Source organism: Streptomyces sp. 549 (assembly GCF_030124175.1).
Classification (GTDB): domain Bacteria; phylum Actinomycetota; class Actinomycetes; order Streptomycetales; family Streptomycetaceae; genus Streptomyces.
Window position 1 is genome coordinate 95,253 of record NZ_JASKMT010000007.1, and the last position, 19,808, is coordinate 115,060.

General features: G+C 73.0%; 18 protein-coding genes. 5 read left to right on the forward strand and 13 right to left on the reverse strand.

Translation table 11 applies throughout. The features are described 5' to 3' along the window. Positions 1-36: 36 nt before the first annotated feature. The 3 genes from QNO07_RS11065 to QNO07_RS11075 form a co-directional block, all read right to left on the reverse strand. Entirely contained in the window at positions 37-1,056 is a 1,020-nt protein-coding gene (locus tag QNO07_RS11065) for a zinc-dependent alcohol dehydrogenase (protein ID WP_283991601.1), read from the reverse strand. After that, the gene (locus QNO07_RS11070; protein WP_283991602.1) at positions 1,053-2,213 is read right to left on the reverse strand and encodes a mandelate racemase/muconate lactonizing enzyme family protein; all 1,161 of its coding nucleotides are present in this window, start codon (positions 2,211-2,213) and stop codon (positions 1,053-1,055) included. Before QNO07_RS11070 ends, QNO07_RS11065 begins: the two co-directional genes overlap by 4 nt. A gap of 117 nt (positions 2,214-2,330) precedes the next feature. Then, on the reverse strand, positions 2,331-2,924 hold the full coding sequence (locus QNO07_RS11075; RefSeq protein WP_283991603.1) for a TetR/AcrR family transcriptional regulator: 594 nt from the start codon (positions 2,922-2,924) through the stop codon (positions 2,331-2,333). Between the two features lie 164 nt (positions 2,925-3,088). On the opposite strand from QNO07_RS11075, the gene QNO07_RS11080 reads away from it, so the two are divergent. Beyond that, a complete protein-coding gene (locus QNO07_RS11080) occupies positions 3,089-4,354 on the forward strand; it encodes an MFS transporter (protein WP_283991604.1) in 1,266 nt (421 codons plus the stop codon). A gap of 161 nt (positions 4,355-4,515) precedes the next feature. Beyond that, positions 4,516-6,960, forward strand: a complete 2,445-nt coding sequence (locus tag QNO07_RS11085) for a glycoside hydrolase family 3 protein (RefSeq protein WP_502961819.1) — start codon at positions 4,516-4,518, stop codon at positions 6,958-6,960. 77 nt (positions 6,961-7,037) lie between these two features. Here QNO07_RS11085 and QNO07_RS11090 read toward each other — a convergent pair whose 3' ends face one another. After that, on the reverse strand, positions 7,038-7,955 hold the full coding sequence (locus QNO07_RS11090; protein ID WP_283991606.1) for an SGNH/GDSL hydrolase family protein: 918 nt from the start codon (positions 7,953-7,955) through the stop codon (positions 7,038-7,040). A 313-nt stretch (positions 7,956-8,268) separates the two neighbouring features. On the opposite strand from QNO07_RS11090, the gene QNO07_RS11095 reads away from it, so the two are divergent. Continuing rightward, a complete protein-coding gene (locus tag QNO07_RS11095) occupies positions 8,269-8,763 on the forward strand; it encodes a DUF3145 domain-containing protein (protein ID WP_283991607.1) in 495 nt (164 codons plus the stop codon). A gap of 136 nt (positions 8,764-8,899) precedes the next feature. Here QNO07_RS11095 and QNO07_RS11100 read toward each other — a convergent pair whose 3' ends face one another. The 5 genes from QNO07_RS11100 to QNO07_RS11120 all read right to left on the reverse strand — a co-directional run bounded on the left by QNO07_RS11100 (position 8,900) and on the right by QNO07_RS11120 (position 13,887). Beyond that, the gene (locus QNO07_RS11100; RefSeq protein ID WP_283991608.1) at positions 8,900-10,180 is read right to left on the reverse strand and encodes a beta-ketoacyl-[acyl-carrier-protein] synthase family protein; all 1,281 of its coding nucleotides are present in this window, start codon (positions 10,178-10,180) and stop codon (positions 8,900-8,902) included. Between the two features lie 159 nt (positions 10,181-10,339). Beyond that, positions 10,340-10,588, reverse strand: coding sequence for an acyl carrier protein (locus tag QNO07_RS11105; RefSeq protein ID WP_283991609.1), 249 nt, complete (start codon positions 10,586-10,588; stop codon positions 10,340-10,342). Positions 10,589-10,641: 53 nt separating this feature from the next. Continuing rightward, entirely contained in the window at positions 10,642-11,646 is a 1,005-nt protein-coding gene (locus tag QNO07_RS11110; RefSeq protein ID WP_283991610.1) for a ketoacyl-ACP synthase III, read from the reverse strand. After that, complete coding sequence (locus tag QNO07_RS11115; protein WP_283991738.1) at positions 11,643-12,587, reverse strand: ACP S-malonyltransferase; 945 nt, start codon at positions 12,585-12,587, stop codon at positions 11,643-11,645. Before QNO07_RS11115 ends, QNO07_RS11110 begins: the two co-directional genes overlap by 4 nt. Before the next feature lie 94 nt (positions 12,588-12,681). Then, a complete protein-coding gene (locus QNO07_RS11120; protein ID WP_283991611.1) occupies positions 12,682-13,887 on the reverse strand; it encodes a PucR family transcriptional regulator in 1,206 nt (401 codons plus the stop codon). 207 nt (positions 13,888-14,094) lie between these two features. On the opposite strand from QNO07_RS11120, the gene QNO07_RS11125 reads away from it, so the two are divergent. Then, positions 14,095-14,766: a pirin family protein gene (locus QNO07_RS11125; protein ID WP_283991612.1), complete on the forward strand. Its 672-nt coding sequence runs from the start codon at positions 14,095-14,097 to the stop codon at positions 14,764-14,766. 66 nt (positions 14,767-14,832) lie between these two features. Here the strand turns inward: QNO07_RS11125 and QNO07_RS11130 are convergent, their stop codons facing one another. Further along, the gene (locus QNO07_RS11130; protein ID WP_283991613.1) at positions 14,833-15,657 is read right to left on the reverse strand and encodes a serine hydrolase domain-containing protein; all 825 of its coding nucleotides are present in this window, start codon (positions 15,655-15,657) and stop codon (positions 14,833-14,835) included. Positions 15,658-15,729: 72 nt separating this feature from the next. On the opposite strand from QNO07_RS11130, the gene QNO07_RS11135 reads away from it, so the two are divergent. Continuing rightward, positions 15,730-16,257, forward strand: coding sequence for a MerR family transcriptional regulator (locus QNO07_RS11135; protein ID WP_283991614.1), 528 nt, complete (start codon positions 15,730-15,732; stop codon positions 16,255-16,257). A 160-nt stretch (positions 16,258-16,417) separates the two neighbouring features. On the opposite strand, the gene QNO07_RS11140 is transcribed toward QNO07_RS11135, so the two are convergent. The 3 genes from QNO07_RS11140 to QNO07_RS11150 all read right to left on the reverse strand — a co-directional run bounded on the left by QNO07_RS11140 (position 16,418) and on the right by QNO07_RS11150 (position 19,401). After that, positions 16,418-17,320 carry a DUF4429 domain-containing protein gene (locus tag QNO07_RS11140; protein ID WP_283991615.1) on the reverse strand — a complete coding sequence of 301 codons (903 nt, stop codon included), beginning with the start codon at positions 17,318-17,320 and terminating at the stop codon, positions 16,418-16,420. A 56-nt stretch (positions 17,321-17,376) separates the two neighbouring features. Further along, positions 17,377-18,582, reverse strand: a complete 1,206-nt coding sequence (locus QNO07_RS11145; RefSeq protein ID WP_502961815.1) for an alpha/beta hydrolase — start codon at positions 18,580-18,582, stop codon at positions 17,377-17,379. Between the two features lie 198 nt (positions 18,583-18,780). Next, positions 18,781-19,401: a TetR family transcriptional regulator gene (locus tag QNO07_RS11150; RefSeq protein WP_283991616.1), complete on the reverse strand. Its 621-nt coding sequence runs from the start codon at positions 19,399-19,401 to the stop codon at positions 18,781-18,783. Positions 19,402-19,808: the final 407 nt, after the last annotated feature.

The following is a 19,808-nucleotide window of genomic DNA, read 5'->3' on the forward strand; positions in this document are numbered from 1 at the left end:
TGGCGAGCGGCGGGCGCGGTCGGCCCGCCGGGCGGTTCAGGGGCGCAGCAGGACCTTTCCCACCTCCGGTCGGCCGCTGCCGACCAGGGCGACGGCCTCGGCGAACTGCGTCAGCGCGAACTCGTGGGTGATCAGCGGTCCGGGGTCAAGCAGCCCTGCCCGGAACGCCCGCACCGCGTGGGTCCACGCGGCGGGCGGCGCACCGAACACCGAGCTGACGGTGAGCTGGCTGACGGACAGGTGGACCGGGTCGATGCCGTGCGCTCCCGCCTCGAACATGCCGGTCAGCACCACCCGCCCGCCGCGGCGGGCCAGCAGGCAGGCGTCCGCGGCGGTGCTGGGAGCCCCGGCCGTCTCCACCACCAGGTCCGCGGCGCCGTGCGCGGCCACCGCGTCCGCCGGGGAGAGCGCGGCCGTCGCCCCCATGGTGAGCGCCTGCTCGGCGCGCCCCACCCGGGGGTCGACCACCAGCAGTTCGGCGGGCGAGGCAGCGGCCAGCAGCTGCACGGCCAGCAGGCCGAGCGTGCCGGCCCCGACCACCGCCACCCGTGCGGCCGTCGCGGGGCCGCCGGCCAGCACCGCGGCGGCGGCGACGGCGGCGGGTTCCAGCAGGGCGGCGGCGGCCGGGTCGGCGTCGTCTCCGAGGGTGTGCAGCAGCCTGGCGGGCAGGGTGAGCACGTCGGCGAACGCGCCGGGCAGGGTGAAGCCGGTCTCCTCGTAGCCGCCGGTGCACAGTGTGGTCGCGCCCTCGCGGCAACGGTCGCAGACCAGGCAGTTGCGGAACCCCTCACCCACCACCCGGCGTCCCACCAGGGCGGCCGGGACGCCCTCGCCGACCGCTTCGACGGTGCCCGACCACTCGTGCCCCGGCACCACCGGGTAGCGCACGTACCCCTCGGCGCGGGTGCCCTCGTAGAGTTCGCGGTCGCTGGCGCAGAGCCCGGCGGCGGCGACCGCCACCCGGGCCTCGCCCGGCGCCGGTTCGGCGGCGGGGCCGGTGACGAGCCGGTGGCTGCCCGGCCGGTCGACCACGACCGCCCGGACCTGCCGGGTCACCGGGCGCTCCCGGTGGGGTCGCGCTTCTCCCAGCCCTCGGCCCACAGGTCGAACCGGGCCTGCTGCTGCGGGAACTCAGCGGCGGCGTCCGCGTCGAACTCCACGCCCAGGCCGGGTGCGTCGGGCAGTGTGAAGTAGCCGTCCACCACCTGCGGCGCGCCCTTGGCCACCGCGCCGACCGCCGCGTCCGCGAAGTCGTTGAAGTGCTCCAGGATCTTGAAGTTCGGTGTGCAGCCGGCAAGTTGCAGGGAGGCCGCGGTGAGCACCGGGCCGCCGACGTTGTGCGGTGCGACCAGCACGTAGTGCGTCTCCGCGGTGGCGGCGAGCTTGCGGGCCTCCAGGATGCCGCCCAGGTGCCCCACGTCCGGCTGGATGACGTCCGCCGCCTGCGACTCGAAGAGCTCCCGGAACTCGATCCGGTCGTGGATGCGCTCGCCGGTGGCGATCGGCAGGTCCACCTTCTCGGCGACCTTGGCCAGCGCCTTGAGGTTCTCCGGCGGAACCGGTTCCTCCAGCCACGCCGGCCGGTAGGGGGCCAGTTCGCCGGCCAGCCGGACGGCCGTCGCAGGACTGAACCGACCGTGCATCTCCACCAGCAGCTCGGTCTCCGGGCCGACGGCGTCGCGGACGGCCTCGACGAGGGCGACGGAGTGCACGGTCTCGGCGTGGTCCAGCTCGGCCCGCCCGGCGCCGAACGGGTCGAGCTTCAGGGCCCGGTAACCGCGTTCGACCACGGTGCGGGCGGCCTGGTGGAACGCCTCCGGGGTGCGTTCGACGGTGTACCAGCCGTTGGCGTACGCCTTCACCCGGTCGGTGACCCGGCCGCCCAGGAGCTGCCACACCGGCACCCCGAGCGCCTTGCCCTTGATGTCCCAGCACGCCATCTCCACGCAGGCGATGCCGGACATCACGATCTCGCCGGCCCGTCCGTAGTCGCCGTACTTCATCCGCCGCACCAGGTCCTCCACCGCGAACGGGTCCGAGCCCCGCACGTGGTTGACCTCGGCCTCGCGCAGGTAGCCGAGCAGCGCGTCGGTGTGCCCCAGCATGCGGGTCTCGCCGACGCCCACCAGCCCCTCGTCCGTGTGGACCTGCACGAAGGTGAGGTTGCGCCAGGGAGTTCCGGCCACATGGGTACTGATCCGGGTGATACGCACACTGACCCCTCGTCGTCACGTTCGAGATATCGACACACGTTCGAAATGCTGGAGTGAACGTAATGACGCCGTGCGCGCGCAGTCAATGGGTCGTACGCGGGTTCTCCGCGCGGTTGTTCAGGCGCCGTGCTCCAGGACCGCCAGCAGGGACCGGAACGCCGCCGGCATGTCCACCGCGTCCGGGTCCAGCAGCCACTGGTACTGCAGCCCGTCCATCACCGCGATGATCAGCGGCGCCGCCTGCTCGGGGGTCAGCCCGCTCGGCAGCCGCTCGCCGAACTCCGCCCGCAGGGTGTCCGCCAGACCCTCCCGCACGTAGGCGTATCGCTCGCGGAAGTAGTCGCGGGCCGGATGCCCCTCAGTGACGCTCTCCCCGAGCAGCGCGGAGAAGGTCTGCACGATGCCGGGCCGCATGGTGTTGTACTCGACGAGCGTCGCGAACCCCGACAGCGGCCACGGCGGATCGCTGCGCTCCCGCCGCCCGGCCGTGCCGCCGGTGTCCCAGGCGTCCCGCTCCTCCAGCACCGCGATGAGCAGCGCCTCCTTCGTCGGGAAGTAGTGCAGCACGCCCTGCTGGGTGAGGCCCACCCGCTCGGCCACCGCCCCCAGCGTCGCGCCGCGGTACCCCCGCTCGGCGATGACCTCCAGTGCGGTCCGCAGGATCTCCGCCCGCCGCTCCTCGCCGCGCACCCCGTGCCTGGCCCGTGCCATCAACGTTCCCTCCCGCGGGAGCCGCGCCTGCCGGGCTGCCTCCGGCGTCCTGCGGCGACCTTACGACACTCCGCAGATAACGCATTCATGACGACACCTACCGCTCTACAGGTGATTGCCGCCACTATGGCGGGCGACACCGGCCCCGCCGAGGAGGTACCGCAGTGCGCAGGACCACCGCCGGGGTTCCCGACCGGCCACCGCTGTCGAAGAACCCGCAGGCCGCACCGCCGGGCTACGTCCCGCTGCTCGGAGCCGCCACCCTGGGGCTGTACACCGCCCTGATGACCCCGGTCGTCCTCACCCTGGCGCTGCGCGTCGCCGAGGTCGCCCCGGACAACAAGGAAGCCGTGCTCGGCCTCGTCCTGGGCGTCGGCGCGGTCTTCGCCCTCGTCGCCAACCCCGCGGCCGGCCGGCTCTCCGACCGCACGCGGTCCCGCTACGGGCGCCGCCGCCCCTGGCTGGTCGGCGGAGTCGCCGGAGGCGTGCTGGGCCTGGCGGTCATCGCCCTCGTGCCCTCGGTGCCCGCGCTCGTCCTGGGCTGGTCGCTGGTGCAGACCTCCTTCAACGCCGTCTACGCCGCGCTGCTGGCGACCATTCCCGACCAGGTGCCGCCCGACGGCCGCGGCAGGGCCTCCGGCGCGGTCGGTGCCGGAGTCACCGCCGCCGTGCTCGTCGGCGCGGGCATCGTCGCCCTCGTGCCCGACCTGCGGGCCCAGCTGCTGCTGCCCGTGGTGCTGACCGTCGTGCTGGTCGGCTGGTTCGCCCGCAGCCTGCGCGACCAGCGGCCCGCAGACGCGCCGCAGCCGTTCTCCGTACGCGAGTTCCTCACCAGCTTCGTCTTCGACCCGCGGCGGCACCCGGACTTCGGCTGGGCCTGGCTCACCAAGTTCCTGGTGGTCTTCGGCGCCGTCGCGCCGATGACGTACCTGGTGTACTACGTGCCGTTCCTCCTGGACTCCACACCCGCCCGCACGGCCGGGACCGTCGCCGGCCTCGTCGCCCTCAACTTCGCACTCCAGGCACTGACCGCCTTCGCCGGCGGCTGGATCTCCGACCGAACGGGCCGCCGCAAACCGTTCGTCATCGCCTCCGGCCTCGTCGTGGCCACCGGCCTGGCGATGCTGGCCGCCGCACCGGACCTCACCTGGCTCGCCGTCGCCCTCGCCGTCACCGGCATCGGCGGCGGACTGTTCTACGCGGTCGACCTCGCACTCATCACCGAAGTGCTGCCCGACCCGGACAACCCGGCCAAGGACCTCGGCGTGGTCAACATCGCCAACGCCCTGCCCCAGTCGCTGATGCCCATGATCGCGCCCGCGGTGCTGCTCACCGGGGGCGGCGACAACTACACGCTGCTGTTCGCGCTGGCAGCCGCCAGCGCGGCACTCGGCTCCCTGCTGGTCACCCGCATCCGCAGCGCACGGTGACGCGCCCTCCGACCGAAAGGCACCCCTTCGTGACTCGCCCCCTCCACCCCACGCCCGACTCCGGCCCCCCGTCCGGCTCGTCCGGCTCCGGTCCCACGTCCGGCACCGAGGCCGGGAAGTGGGCCGCGGCAGCGGCCTCCGCCGTCGAGCAGGCGCTTCGCCTGCTGGACCTGGACACCAAGGCCCGGCTGCTCGCCGGCCAGGACACCTGGACGCTGCCGGCGGTGCCCGGGGCGGGTCTCGCCTCGCTGGTCATGTCCGACGGACCTGTGGGGGTGCGCGGGGTGCGCTGGAGCGCCGACGACCCGTCCGTCGCGCTGCCCTCGCCCACCGCGCTGGCCGCCACCTGGGACCCGGAGCTGGCCCGCCGCGCGGGCCGCCTGCTCGCCCAGGAGGCCCGCCGCAAGGGTGTGCACGTGCTGCTCGCCCCCACCGTCAACCTGCACCGCTCCCCGCTGGGCGGGCGGCACTTCGAGTCCTACAGCGAGGACCCGCTGCTCACCGGCCTGGTCGGCAGCGGGTACGTGGCAGGGGTGCAGGACGGCGGAGTCGCCGCCACCGTCAAGCACTTCGTCGCCAACGACGCCGAGACCGACCGCTTCACCGTGAACAACGTGGTCGGCGAGCGCGCTCTGCGTGAGCTGTACCTGCGGCCGTTCGAGATCATCACCGCGCGGGCGCGGCCCTGGGCGGTGATGAGCGCCTACAACTCCGTCAACGGCCCCACCATGACCGAGCACGACCGGTTGCAGAACGGCGTGCTGCGCGGTGAGTGGGGCTTCGACGGTGTGATCGTCTCCGACTGGCTGGCCGCCCGCGACACCGAGCGCGCCCTGACCGGCGGCCTGGACGTGGCGATGCCGGGCCCGCGGACCGTCTACGGACCGGCCCTGGCCGAGGCCGTGCGTGCGGGACGGGTCGAGGAGGCCCGGGTCGACGACGCGGTGCGCCGGGTGCTGCTGCTGGCCGCCCGGGTGGGCGCTCTCGACACGGTGGCGCCGGCCGTCGACCCCGACGACCTGCCCGCCCCGCTCGACGGCCGCGAGGTGGCGCGGGAGGTCGCCACCCGCTCGTTCGTCCTGGTGCGCAACAGCGGCCCCGGAGGCGCGCCGGTGCTGCCGCTGGCTCCGCGCCCGGCGGGCCGGATCGCGCTCAGCGGAGCCGCGGCCAGGGACGCGCGGGTACTGGGCGGCGGCTCCGCCACCGTCTTCCCCGACCGGATCGTGGCACCGCTGGACGGCCTGCGCGACGCGCTGCCGCAGGGCGCGCTCAGCTACTCGCTCGGCGCCGACCCCAACGACCGCCTGCTCGTCGCGGCGCAGGGCTTCGAACTGCGTACCACCTGCCGGGACGCCGCCGGGAGTGAGTTGGGCGGCGGGCCGCTGCCCACCGGCCAGGTCCAGTGGCTGAGCGAGCTGCCCGACGGTGTGGAGTGGGACGCCCTGCACAGCGTCGAGATCACCGGCACGTTCACGCCCAGGGAGAGCGGCGCCCACGCCTTCGGCACCCGCGGGGTCGGCGAGTTCCGCCTCACGGTGGACGGCCGGGAGCTGTTCGCCGGTACCCAGTCCGCACCCGAGGGCGACCCGTTCGACGTGTTCTTCGGTGCCCCCGAGGACCGGGGCCAGGTGGAACTGACCGCGGGCTCACCCGTGGAGGTCGCCCTGCGGCACACCGTGCGCAAGCCGGCCGACGCGCCGGTGCAGGCCGTCGGCTTTGCCCTGATGCACCTGGACCCGCGTCGGGACCCGGACGAGCTGATCGCCGAGGCGGCCGAGGAAGCCCGGTCGGCCCAGGCCGCGGTGGTGGTGGTCGCCACCACCGACCTGGTGGAGAGCGAGGGCTTCGACCGCACCACCCTGGCCCTGCCCGGCCGCCAGGACGACCTGGTGCGGGCCGTCGCAGCCGCGAACCCGCGCACGGTCGTCGTGGTCAACTCCGGGTCGCCGGTGGAGATGCCGTGGCGTGAGGAGGTCGCGGCGGTGCTGCTCACCTGGTTCCCCGGCCAGGAGGCCGGCGCAGCACTCGCCGACGTGCTGCTGGGCGCGGCCGAACCCGGTGGGCGGCTGCCCACCACCTGGCCGGCCCGGCTCACCGACGCGCCGGTCAGCCGCGTCGTGCCCGAGGACGGCGAACTGGTCTACGAAGAAGGCGTGTTCATCGGCTACCGGGCCTGGCAGCAGGCCGGCACCGAGCCCGCCTACCCCTTCGGCCACGGCCTGGGCTACACGGAGTGGTCCTACGACTCCCTCACCGTCCGCCGAGCCGCGGACGGCGGCCTCCCGCAGGGTGAGGGCGAGGTGCGCCTGCGGGCCACCGTGGTCCTGCGCAACACCGGTGCCCGGCCGGGACGGGAGACGGTCCAGCTGTATGTGGCGCCGCTCGATCCTGGCGGCGCGGAACGCCCCGAGCGGTGGCTGGCCGGGTTCGCCACCGTCACGGCGAACCCGGGGGAGACGGTGGAGGCCGTGGTGGAGGTGCCGCACCGGGCCTTCGAGGTGTGGGACGAGGAGCTGGGCCGCTGGCGTCACCTCGACGGCGGCTACCGTATCGAGGTCGGCCGCAGCCTCACCGACCCCCGCCTCAGCACGACCGTGACCTGCTGAGTCGCCGGTCCGGGGAGCGCCCCGCCGGGGCCAATCCGCACGGCACGCGCCGTGCGGACCGGCCCCGCGCCGGGCGGTCAGGCGGAGGTTACGGCCTCGTACGCCAGCCTGGCCAGCACCCGCTGGCCGTTGCGGCTCGGGTGGAACCAGTCCCAGCCGCTCAACTCCGCGGCCGTGAAGCGGTACTCGTGGACCGCGCCGTCGTCGTGCGTGCAGTGCTCGTCCGCCTCGCAGACCTCCTTCAGCACCGCGTTGTACTCCTTGACGCGCTGCGCCACCGAGTCCCGCCGCTCGTTCGAGGCGGCGTCCGTCGCGAGCGGGTCGCGCAGCATCGACTGGCAGATGCCCATGTCCCACACCTGCCGGGCGGACTCGTTCCCCCGGCCCTGAGTCCACAGCCGCATGAGGTCGGGCACACTCGCGACGAAGATCCGCGTGTCGGGCAGCTGCTTGCGCAGGGTGTCCACGGTCGTGCGGAAGTCCCGCTCGAAGTCCGCCACCGGCGTCATCTTCGCGACGGTGTCGGTGCACGCGTCGTTGCCGCCGATCAGCACCGTCACCAGCCCCGGCTCGTTGGCCACGGCCTTGCGCGCCTGGCCGGGCAGGTCCGCCATCACCGCTCCGGACACGGCGTGGTTCCAGGTGCGGCCGGCCGGGTCGTCGAGCAGCCGCTGGGCCAGGCTGTCGATGCCGTCCTCGGTGCCGGTGGACCAGGAGGCCTCGGGGCAGTCCGCCAGCAGGTCGCAGGTGTCGAAGCCCGTCGTGATGGAGTCCCCGAGCGCGGCCACCGAGTCCGGGCCGTCCGCGGGGGCCGCCGAGGGCTCGGGGGTGGGGCGGGCCGGACCACTGGCGTCCCGCGAGGAGGCGGTGCCGTTGTCCGCGTCGCCGCTGCTGCCGCTGCCGCAGGCGGCGGTGCCCGCGAGCAGGGCGAGCACCAGGCCCGCTCCCGCCGCGGCCCGTGCGCCCCGACGCCGGATGTGTGCGCTGACCGGCATTCAGTTGCTCCTGTCTCACCGGGCGGTGGCTGATCCGCCGTGGTAACGACCGTACGTGACACGCCCGCCGTTCGGGCACGGTAGTTTTGCACCAGGCGGCTCTCACCGGCACGGTGGCACGAACCGAATCTCACCACGCGTCACATGCTGTCCCTTTTGTGGAGGATTGGCGTGCATGGTGTTTACTGTTCGTAACTCAGCGGTTGGTCCTGCGCCGACTGATGGGGCAGAATGTCAGGCGCTATCGGCGCATGGCCGCTAGGGATCCGGGGCCGCCACGCAGGGCGCACCCGGAACCGCACTGGAGGTCCCGGTGACGACTCGTGGAGTCCTGTTCGTCCACTCCGCACCCCGCGCGCTGTGCCCGCACGTAGAGTGGGCCGTCGCGGGCGTCCTGGGTGCCCCCGCGAGCCTGGACTGGATCAAACAGCCCGTCTCGCCCGGCACCTGGCGCGCGGAGCTGTCCTGGCAGGGCGATCCCGGCACCGCCTCGCAGTTGGCCTCGGCGCTGCGCGGCTGGCACCTGCTGCGTTTCGAGGTCACGGCGGAACCCTGCTCGACGGCCGAGGGCGAGCGCTACAGCTCCACCCCGCAGCTGGGCATCTTCCACGCCGTCACCGGCATGCACGGCGACATCCTGATCCCCGAGGACCGGTTGCGCGCGGCCGTACTCAGGGCCGAGCAGGGCGAGAGCGACCTCGCCGCCGAAGTGGCCCGGCTGCTGGGCAAGCCGTGGGACGACGAACTCGAACCCTTCCGCCATGCCGGCGAGGGCGCCCCCGTGCGGTGGCTGCACCAGGTGGTCTGACACCACTGACCACCGCGACAGCGCGTGGTCTGACCACCACGACCGGCACGACCGGCACGACCGGTGCGTGACACGAGACGAGGGAGGGCCGCCCGGGTCACCGGGCGGCCCTCCCTCGTCAGCGTGCGCGGTGCGGTCAGACGGTGCGGAACGCCAGCACCACGTTGTGGCCGCCGAAGCCGAACGAGTTGTTCAGCGCGGCGATGGTGCCCGACGGCAGCTCACGCGGCTCGTCCCGGACGATGTCCGCGTCGACCTCGGGGTCGAGGTCGACGACGTTGATCGTCGGCGGGGCGATCCGGTGCTTCAGCGCGAGAACGGTCGCCACCGTCTCGATGCCGCCGGCCCCGCCCAGCAGGTGACCCGTCATGGACTTGGTCGCGGAGACCGCGACGTGGTCCAGGTCCTCGCCCAGCACCTTGCGCAGTGCCTTGATCTCCGCGATGTCGCCCTGCGGGGTGGACGTGGCGTGCGCGTTGAGGTGCACGACCTGCTCGGGCTTGAGGTCGGTGCCCTCCAGCAGGCTCACCAGGGCGGCGGCGATACCGCGCCCCGACGGCTCGGGCTGCGCGATGTGGTGGCTGTCGGCCGACAGGCCCTGGCCCAGCGCCTCGCAGTACACGCGGGCGCCGCGGCGGCTCGCGTGCTCGGCGGACTCCAGCACCACCACACCGGCACCCTCACCCAGCACGAAGCCGTTGCGGCCGGTGTCGTAGGGGCGGGACGCCTTCTGCGGCTCGTCGTTGTTCTTGGACATCGCCATCATGTTGGCGAAGGCGGCGATGGGCAGCGGGTGCACGGCCGCCTCGGTGCCGCCGGCGACGACCACATCGGCACGTCCGGACCGGATCATCTCCACCGCGTAGCCGATGGCCTCCGCGCCGGAGGCGCAGGCGCTGACCGGGGTGTGCACGCCCGCCTGGGCGTTCACCTCCAGGCCGACGTTCGCCGACGGGCTGTTGGGCATCAGCATCGGCACGGTGTGCGGGGACACCCGCCGGGCGCCCTTCTCCCGCAGCACGTCGTACTGGTCGAGCAGGGTGGTCACACCGCCGATGCCGGAGGCGATGACGGTGCCGAGGCGGGTCGGGTCGACGGCGGCGTCCGAGGAACCCTCGGCCACCTCTCCCGCCTTGCCCTCGAAACCGGCGTCCGCCCATGCCTCACGGGCGGCGATCAGCGCGAACTGCGCCGACCGGTCGAGACGCCTGGCGAGCGGGCGCGGAAGCACCTCGCCCGGCTCCACCGCCACGGTGGCGGCGATGCGGACCGGCAGCTCGGCCGCCCAGTCCTGCTCCAGCACGCCGACGCCGGAACGTCCGGCGGTCAGCCCCTCCCAGGTCGAGGCGCTGTCGCCACCCAGCGGCGTCGTGGCGCCGATACCGGTGACGACCACGGTTCGGTCGTTCGCGGACACCTGAACTCCTTGCCGGGAGGCGGTTGGCCGTCCCTGAGCGTGTGCGTGCAGCGGCTGACCGCCGCGATGGGCTGAGGGGCACCGGCGTCACGCCGGGAGCCGGACGGGCGGAGCCTCGCGGGGGCGGGACCCGGTGCGGGTCCCGCCCGTGCGAGCGGCTCAGCCCTGGTGGTTGAGGATGTAGGTGGCGGCGTCACCGACGGTCTTGAGACCCTTGACGTCGTCGTCCGGGATCTTCACGCCGAAGCGCTCCTCGGCGGCCACCACGACCTCGACCATGGACAGCGAGTCGACGTCCAGGTCGTCGGTGAAGGACTTGTCGAGCTGCACGTCCTCGGTGGGGATACCGGCGATCTCGTTGACGATCTCGGCGAGACCGGTGACGATCTCTTCCTGCGTGGCGGCCATGTTGGCGCTCCTTCTGCTGTGTCTTACAAGGGGTTGGCGTAGTGATTGACGGACTAGGGGAGAGTAACGACCGTCGCCGCGTAGACGAGACCCGCCCCGAAGCCGATGACCAGCGCGGTGTCGCCGCTCCTGGCCTGACCGGTCTCCAGCAGCCGTTCCATGGCGAGCGGGATCGAGGCCGCCGAGGTGTTCCCGGTGTGCTCGATGTCCCGCGCCACGGTGACGTGCTCCGGCAGCTTCAGGGTCTTCACCATCGAGTCGATGATGCGCATGTTGGCCTGGTGCGGCACGAAGACGTCCAGGTCCGCCGAGGTGATGCCGGCCGCGGCCAGTGCCTGCTCGGCGACCTTGGCCATCTCGAACACCGCCCAGCGGAAGACCGTCTGGCCCTCCTGCCGGATCGCCGGGAACTTCTCCACCGTGCCGTTGCGGTAATCGTCCCACGGCACGGTCTGCGTGATCGCGTCGGCCTTGTCGCCCTCCGAGCCCCACACGGTGGGGCCCATCGCGGGCTCCTCCGACGGGCCCACCACGACGGCGCCGGCGCCGTCACCGAAGAGGAACGCGGTGGAGCGGTCCTCCAGGTCGGTCAGGTCGGACAGGCGCTCGACGCCCACCACGAGGGTGTAGGTCGCGCTGCCCTCGACGATCAGGCCCTTGGCGATGGTCAGACCGTAGCCGAAACCCGCGCAGGCGGCGGAGATGTCGAACGCGGCGGCCTTGCCGGTGCCGAGGCGGTGGGCGATCTCGGTGGCGATCGAAGGGGTCTGCTTGAAGTGCGACACCGTGGAGATGATCACCGCGTCGATCTGCGCGGGTGTGATCCCGGCGTGGGCGATCGCCTTGCCCGCAGCCGCGAGCGTCATCTCGGCGACCGTCTCCTCGGGCCCCGCCCAGTGGCGGGTGGCGATGCCGCTGCGCGACCTGATCCACTCGTCGGAGGAGTCGATGTGCTTGAGGATCTCCTCGTTGGGCACCACCCGCGTCGGACGGTAGCCGCCGACGCCGAGCACCCGCGCGTACGGTGAACCCTGTGCGGGCTTGATCTTCGCGGTCATCGACTCGGCTCCTCTTCGGCTGTGCCGTGCTCGGCGACCAGCTCGCGGGCCGCGTCGAGGTCGGCGGGGGACTTCAGCGCCAGCGTCTTCACGCCGGGCAGCGCGCGCTTGGCCAGACCGGTGAGGGTGCCGCCCGGGCACACCTCCACGACGGCCGTCACGCCCAGGTCCCGGAACGTCGCCATGCACAGGTCCCAGCGGACCGGGTTCGCCACCTGGCCGACGAGCCGGCGCACGAACTCCGCACCGTCCTCGACCACCTGGCCGTCCCGGTTCGACACCACGCGCACCCGCGGCGCGCTGACGGCGACGTCCCGCACGGCGTCCTCCAGCGCACTGACCGCCGGGGCCATGTGCCGAGTGTGGAACGCGCCGGCGACCTTCAGCGGGATCACCCGGGCGCCCTCCGGCTTGTCCGCGGACAGCGCCGCGAGCTGCTCGGCGGTGCCGGCGGCGACGATCTGCCCGGCACCGTTGATGTTCGCCGGGGTCAGGCCGAGCTTCTCCAGGTGCGCCACGACGGTGTCGGCGTCCCCACCGAGTACCGCGGCCATGCCCGTGTCGGTGACGGCGGCGGCCTCGGCCATCGCCAGGCCGCGGCGGCGCACGATCGCAAGCGCGTCCTCGTCGCTCAGCACACCGGCGGTGGCGGCGGCCGTCAGCTCGCCGACGCTGTGGCCGGCGACCACCTGCACCGCGTCCGGCGCGACGCCGTCCAGCAGCGCCTGCGTGGAGACCAGACCGGCCGCGACCAGCAGGGGCTGGGCGACGGCGGTGTCACGGATCTCGTCCGCACCGGCCTCGGTGCCGAAGTGGACAAGGTCGAGCCCCGCCACGTCGGACCACGCCTTGAGGCGGTCCGCCACACCGGGGAGTTCGAGCCAGGGAGTCAGGAAGCCGGGCGACTGGGCGCCTTGGCCGGGAGCGACGAGTACGAGCACTCTCACACTCTCTCTTGTCAGCGTCAGTCCCCGCCGGTGGGGACCGAGACGAAGAACGGTCGGGGGAATTGTGGACCCCCCACAAAGCGGCCCGTCAACTCTGGAGCCGCCCGTTGTCATCGGCGAGACGCCCGAGGATCAGCGCGATACGCAGGGTGAACGCCGAGCGTACATCGGAGGGTGACCATCCGGTGACATCCGTCACACGTCGAAGCCGGTAGCGCACGGTATTGGGGTGCACGAACAGCATGCGCGCGGCGCCCTCCAGACTGCTCGCCTGCTCCAGGTAGACGCTCAGAGTCTCCAGCAGCGCCGAGCCCGCCTCCTCCAGCGGTCTGTAGATCTCCTCCACCAGAAGGTCCCGCGCCACCGGGTCACCGGCCATGGCGCGCTCCGGAAGCAGATCGTCTGCCAGCACCGGCCGGGGCGCGTCCGGCCATGCCGCACAGGCCCGCAGTCCGGCCGCCGCGGCCTGCGCCGACCCGGTCGCCGCGAGCAGGTCGCCCACCACGGGGCCGGCCACCACGGGACCCGCGGCGAACGGGCCGATCAGGGACTTGGCTGCCTTCACCGGATCGTCCGAGCCGCCCGCCACCACGACCAGGCGGTTGCCGAGGACCCCGGTGAGCACCTGGAGCTTCGCGTGCCGGGCGGCCCTGCGGATCGCCTCCACGGTCAGCTCGCTGTCGCCGTCGGGAGCCGTGCCCAGCACCACCGCCACGTGCTCGGGCGCGTTCCAGCCCAGCGCCGCGGCCCGGGACACCGCCCCCTCGTCAGCCTCACCGGACAGCACCGCGTTGACGACCAGCGACTCCAGCCGTGCGTCCCACGCCCCGCGGGCCTCCGCCGCCTGGGCGTACACCTGGGCGGTGGCGAAGGCGATCTCCCGGGCGTAGACCAGCAGGGCCTCCCGCAGCACCGACTCGTCGCCGGGCGCGGCGACGTCGTCGATGGCCGACTCCATGACCTCGATCGTGGTGCGGACCATCTCCACGGTCTGCCGCAGCGTGATCGCCCGCGTCAGCTCACGCGGCGCGGTGCCGAACACGTCGGTGCTGATGGCCGTCGGCGCCTCCGGGTGGCGGAACCACTCGGTGAACGCCGCGATGCCCGCCTGCGCGACCAGGCCGATCCAGGACCGGTTCTCCGGAGGCATCGCGCGATACCACGAGAGCTGGTCGTCCATGCGCGCGATGGCCGCGGCGGCGAGCTTGCCGGAGGACTGCTCCAGCCTCCGCAACGTCCCGGGGTGCGGGTGCGGCGGAGTCGGTTTCGGGGAGGTCTCAGCAGGTTCGGGCACGGCACAAGCCTGCCTCATGGAACGGCCTGCCCGGGACACGGGTGCCCGCGCGGGTGACGCGACGAGGCGTGGGGCCTGTGCATGTGGGGTGGCGCGGGCGTGAGATGAGGGCTGTGCGCACGGAGCGTGCGGGCGCGAGGCGAGGGCGACGCCGGTGCGGGTGCGGGGTACGGCGAGCGGGCCGTGGCGCGGCAGTACGGTGGGCGCATGCGAGAAGTGCGGCGGGCGGACCAGCGGTATCCGGGCGGCGACCGGGCAGCCGGCATCCGCACCTGGCACGGATTCTCCTTCTCCGGTTACTACGACCCGGACAACACCGGCTTCGGCCTCCTCGTCGCCTGCAACGAGGAGCAGCTGGAGCCGGGCGCCGGATTCGCCGAGCACCCCCACCGCGACCTGGAGATCGTCACCTGGGTGCTGACCGGCGAACTCACCCACGAGGACTCCACCGGACAGGCCACGGTGATCCGCCCCGGCGACGTGCAGCGCCTCAGCGCGGGCTCCGGCGTCCGCCACAGCGAACGCAACGAGGGCACGGAACCCCTGACGTTCCTCCAGATGTGGCTCGTCCCCGCGGTCTTCGGCGCCGAACCCGCGTACGAGGTGGTGCGCGGCATCGCCGACGGCACTCCCTACGCACTGCCCGGCACGGACGCGGTGCTGCATGTCAGGCGGTTGGCCGACGGCGAGCGCACCGAGGTGCCGCAGGCGCCCTGGGTGCACGTGTCGGTGACCCGGGGCCGGGTGTGCGTGGACGGCGAGACGCTGGACAGCGGCGACGCGCTGCGGACCACCTCACCGGACGGGCTGGCGCTGGCCGCGCACGGCCCGGCGGAATGCCTCATCTGGGAGATGCACGCCGAGCCCCGCTACGGCTGAGCGCGCCTCGCCGCCGCGGCCCGCGCCGCAACCCTCGGCGCAGCACCGCCGCAGTCCTCGGCGAGGTCAGCCGCCGGGGGTGCCGAGTTCGGCGAGCACGGCGTCGGTGAAGGGCGGCCAGGCCTCTACTGCCCAGGGCCCGAAGTCGCGGTCGGCGAGCGCCACACAGGCCGCCCCCGCGTCCGGGTCGACCCAGAGGAACGTGCCGGCCTGGCCGAAGTGGCCGAAGGCGGCGGGGGAGGTGGTCTGCCCGGTCCAGTGCGGCGACTTGCCGTCGCGGATCTCGAAGCCGAGGCCCCAGTCGTTCGGCGACTGGTGGCCGTAACCCGGCAGCACACCCTTCAGGCCCGGGAACGCCACGGAGGTCGCGGTGGCCAGCGTCCCGGCCGACACCAGCCGCGGCGCCTGGAGCTCGGCGGCGAACCTGACCAGGTCGAACAGGGTGGACGTGCCGTCCTTGGCGGGCGAGCCGTTCAGCTCGGTACCCGTCATGCCGAGCGGTTCGAGCACCGCCTGGCGCAGGTACTCGGCGAACGCGATGTCGGTGGCCTTGGTGAGGTGGTCGCCCAACACCTCGAAGCCGGCGTTGGAGTAGAGCCGGCGCTCACCGGGTTCGGCCATCGAACGGTGCTCGTCGAAGGCCAGCCCCGACGTGTGGGCGAGCAGGTGCCGCACGGTGGAACCGGGCGGACCGGCGGGCTCGTCCAGCTCGACCGCACCCTCCTCCACCGCCACCAGCACCGCGTAGGCGGCGAGCGGCTTGGTCACCGAGGCCAGCGCGAAACGCTGCTCGCCGGGGCCGTGGTGGCCGATCGTGCGGCCGTCCGCCGCCACCACGGCGGCAGCGGCGCTGGGCACCGGCCAGTTGTCGATCATCCGCAGGCTCTCCATGGGACCGAGCGTAACGCGACCCCCGACCGGCTCTTGCCTGGAGTGCACTCCAACCGCTTAGCGTGGACAGTCATGACCGTGACGGAGTCCCAGACGCAAGACCCGCCGGAGCTGCCCGCGGCTGACAACCCGCTGGAGCGCTGCGCCGCCGCCCCGCCGAGACATCCCAGGCCGGACGGTGAGGACCGCTACACCATCAGCGAGGTCGCCGCCTGGACCGGGCTGAGCGCCCACACTCTGCGCTGGTACGAACGGATCGGCCTCATGCCGCACATCGACCGCTCGCACACCGGCCAGCGCCGCTTCAGCAACCGCGACCTGGACTGGCTCACCCTGGTGGGCAAGTTGCGGCTCACGGGCATGCCGGTCGCCGACATGGTCCGCTACGCCGAGCTGGTCCGTGCAGGGGAGCACACCTTCGCGGAGCGGCGCCAGTTGCTGGTGCGGACCCGGGCGGACGTGCGGCACCGGATCGCCGAGCTCCAGGACACGCTCTCGGTGCTCGACCTCAAGATCGGCTTCTACTCGGACGCCGCGCCCACTGCTGGTGCCGCACCTACCGATGGTGCCGCTCCCGCTGCCGCTTGCGAGGCGGACTGACGGCTCCGGCGGTCGTCTCGCAGGCGCGCCCGCTGCGTCGGAGGCGTACTTCTCGCCCGTGGCTCATCCGCTGCGGGCTGCCGCGCCCGTGGTGCCTCCTGCGTCTGTGGCGCTGCCTCCTGCGCCCGTGGTGCTCCTGCGCCCGTGGTGTCCTTCCGGGTCACAGTTCGGCGAGCAGGTCCGCCTTCTTCGCCGAGAACTCGCCGTCGGTCAGCAGCCCGGCCTCGTGCAGTTCGCCGAGGTGCCGGATGCGGTCGGCGATGTCCGCGGGGTCCGCGCGCCCGGGGCGGGCGGAAGCCGGCCGGCCCGCGCCAGCCGCTGCCGCCGTCTCCAGCACGGGAGCCGGCTCGGCGTCGCGCACCGCGGCCAGCACGGCCGCGGCCAGCGGCAGGGACTCGTGGACCAGGCCGTAGCCCAACCCGAACACGACAGTCGCCGGGTCCTGGTCGGGCTCGCCGGGCTGCTCGTCCGGCGCGTCCGCGCCGCGGCGCAGCAACCGCAGGTGGCCGCCGAGCGCGTCGGGCGACCGCCACTCCACTCCGGCCAGCTCACCGATGGCGAACCGCTGGTCGCCGGCCTTCCACTTCGCCGACGAGGCGCCCGTCCAGAACCAGCGGAACACCACGGACTTCCCGTCGAACATCGCCTTGCCGTCGTACGCCTTGAACTGCAGAGGCGCCTCCGGGGGTGCGACGAGGTGGGAGGCGGCGGGCTGGCCGGCGTCCGTGCCGAGCATGCTGCTCAGCTCCGTGGCGTAGTACTCGGCCAGGGTCTGCTTGCCGACCGGGAGCAGCAGTCGGTACGGGTCGCAGCTCTCCTTCAGCTGACCGTCCGCGGCGTCGAGCAGCGGGTCGGCTCCGGGCCGGGGCACCGCCCGCAGCGCCACCGTTCCCCGTCGGGAGCCCTCGGACACCTCCACACGGCTCAGCGCCGAGTAGGGGATGCGTCGCTCGCGCAGCACGTGGAACAGCTTCGGCGTGCGTATCCCTCGCTCGTAGCGGATGATCACGGAGTCGGTGTCGAACTCCCAGGTGGAGTGAATTCCAGCCAGTACGTCACCCATATGGCTCATCGTAAGCGGCGGTCGCCCGCCCGTCCCCCCTTGTATCGCTACGCGCGTCACAGACGTGTGGTCAAGGTGTAGTCCCCGGTGCCGATCGCCGCAAGGTTGCGCAGGCTGCCGGATCCGGGTCGGAAGTAGCCCGTGTGCCCTGTGGCGCCCTCGGTGCTCAGCCGCCGGGCGCCGAAGCCGGGTGACACCGGGTCCGTGCCGTGCCCCAGGCCGCCGAACTCCAGATGCGGTACGTCGGCGATCCAGTCGTGCTCGGCGCGCATCGCCCACACCCGGGCCCGTGTGCCCAACTCGGAGACCTGCTCGGCACGCATGCCGGGGCTGCCCGCCACCGCTATGTCGGTCACGCGCGCCGGTGCCTCCCGCCCGGCCACGCCGCAGAGCACCGAGCCGTAACTGTGGCACATCAGCGCGACGGTGGACCCGCCCGGCAGTGCCCGCAGCAGCGCGTTGAGCCGCTGCGCGCCCTGCTCGGCGAGGCCGCCGGTCGCCGCGTCCACACCCACGCCGCGCGGGGCCCGGTAGTCGGCCCAGGCGATGGTCGCGCTGGGCAGTCCCGGTCGCGCGGCGCGCTCGCTGCGGTGCAGGGCCTGGGCCATGCCGACAGGGGCGGAGTACCTCTGCTGCGTCCTCTCGAAGGTGAGCAGCTCGGTGTCCACGCCCGGCACCACGACCGAGACGCGGCGGGCCGTGCCCAGGTCGCCGAACACCTCCGCGGCACGTCCCCGGCCCGACGGGTCGAAGGCGAGGATCTGCCGGCCGTCCCGCAGCATGGACAGGAAACGGTTCATGCGCCGGCCCGCGTCCTGCCGGCCCGTCTCCGACAGCCGCTCGTCGTTCCGGCGGACCCGCTCGACGTGCACCGCCTCGGTCAGTGCGACCCGGTTCGCCCGGTAGCGCAGGGGGAGCGGTGCGCCGTTCATGTTGCCCACGACCAGCGGATGGCGTTCGGCGAGCGTCATCTGCCGGCGCTGGTCGAGCTTGCCGAAGAAGCGGCTCACCGCCCGCGGGTCCGCGTCGGCGGCGGGCAGCGGCCGACCACCGAGTGTGTCCTTCTGCCATGCCGTCAGGGCCACCGCGCGCGGTTCGGGCTTCGCGTGCTGGTTCTGCAGAGCCGTCCACCCCGTGGTGGCCAGCAGCACGAGGACCACCGCCAGCGTGAGCAGGACGCGCCAGGCGGTGGAGCCGGTCAGGTCGGTCTCGGAGAGAGCGCCGCCGGGCAGGGGACTTGCGAGGTCGGACAAGGAATTCACTGGGGACACACCTTAGGAGACGCCGCTCACTCCCCGACGGGAGCGTGAGGTGTCTCACTTTTTCACCGGCGGGAATGCGCGCACGGGGAGAGCGGCGGCGCTTGCTGCGTGCCGCAGGCCGTGGCGGCCACCGGCTCGTTGCGGTCAGGACGGGCGGCGGGCCGGCGGGTCTGCCGGTCCGCGGCCGGGACGGCCTTCTCAGTCCCAGTCGGAGGTGAGCGCAGGGCCGAGCTGCGCCAGGTACTCCTTCGTACGTTCGCGGGCCCCCTGGACGCTCAGGTCCTCGCTGAGTCCCCACCGCCGCACGGCCACGCGCAGCACGCCGGAGAAAGCCGCCACCAGCACCCGGGGACGCGGGTCGGTGTCCGGATCCACGCCGGTCCGCCGTGCGACGGTCTCCGCCAGGAGCTCCTCCATCTCCATGGCCCGCCGCAGATGCACCGCGACCAGGGACGGTGTCGTCTCGATGAGCCGCCACATCCTCAGGTGCAGCTCCAGCGGCACGATCTCCGCGATGGCCTCCCCGATGCCGTCCCAGCCGTCCTCCAGAGCACCGACCAGCGCCGCCATCGGCGGCTCGTGCGGGGGGCGTGCGGCGACGTCCTCCAGGAAGCGCTGCTGGATCATCTCCTGCAGGAAGAGGGCGGCTTCCTCCTTGCCGGCGAAGTAACGGAAGAAGGTGCGCTGGGAGACGTCCACGGCCTCGGCGATCTCGTCGACGGTGGTCCGCTCGTAGCCCTGGGAGACGAAGAGCTCGTGCGCCGCGCGGATCAGCGCGTCCCGGGTGCGCTGCTTCTTGCGTTCGCGCAGACCGGTCACTCCGCATCACCTCCAACTGGTAGCGCCGCCACAGCCTAGCTGTGAGCTGTGAGACAGCCTCTGGCAGAGAACCCAAGTGCAAATTGGCAGTGGCTGACATTATTCTCCTTCCTTGAGTTCCTCCACCGTGCATAGCCAACGGCTGTCTGCTGGCGCTCGCCGTCTCCCTGATCACCGCCGGGAAACTCGGTGACCGCTTCGGGCACCGGCAGGCGATCCTGCTGGGTGTCGTCGGCTACGCCGCAGCCTCGGCCGCCATCGGACCCTCTGACAGGCGGGTCGCACGTCTGTGCGGTCCGCGCCGTGGTGCTGACCGCACCGGCTAGGACTGCGGCGGACGCTACCGGCTGGTCGCGACTGCCCGCTGCGGCCTGTGGACAACTTGGCTTCTGTGCATAACTCCGCCA

Bases quoted from the DNA above. Each gene is read 5' to 3' on its own strand.
- QNO07_RS11075 (WP_283991603.1), bottom strand. From the start codon at position 2,924: ATGGCACGGGCCAGGCACGGGGTGCGCGGCGAGGAGCGGCGGGCGGAG.
- QNO07_RS11090 (WP_283991606.1), bottom strand. From the start codon at position 7,955: ATGCCGGTCAGCGCACACATCCGGCGTCGGGGCGCACGGGCCGCGGCG.
- QNO07_RS11105 (WP_283991609.1), bottom strand. From the start codon at position 10,588: ATGGCCGCCACGCAGGAAGAGATCGTCACCGGTCTCGCCGAGATCGTC.
- QNO07_RS11110 (WP_283991610.1), bottom strand. From the start codon at position 11,646: ATGACCGCGAAGATCAAGCCCGCACAGGGTTCACCGTACGCGCGGGTG.
- QNO07_RS11125 (WP_283991612.1), top strand. From the start codon at position 14,095: ATGCGAGAAGTGCGGCGGGCGGACCAGCGGTATCCGGGCGGCGACCGG.
- QNO07_RS11130 (WP_283991613.1), bottom strand. From the start codon at position 15,657: ATGGAGAGCCTGCGGATGATCGACAACTGGCCGGTGCCCAGCGCCGCT.
- QNO07_RS11135 (WP_283991614.1), top strand. From the start codon at position 15,730: ATGACCGTGACGGAGTCCCAGACGCAAGACCCGCCGGAGCTGCCCGCG.
- QNO07_RS11140 (WP_283991615.1), bottom strand. From the start codon at position 17,320: ATGGGTGACGTACTGGCTGGAATTCACTCCACCTGGGAGTTCGACACC.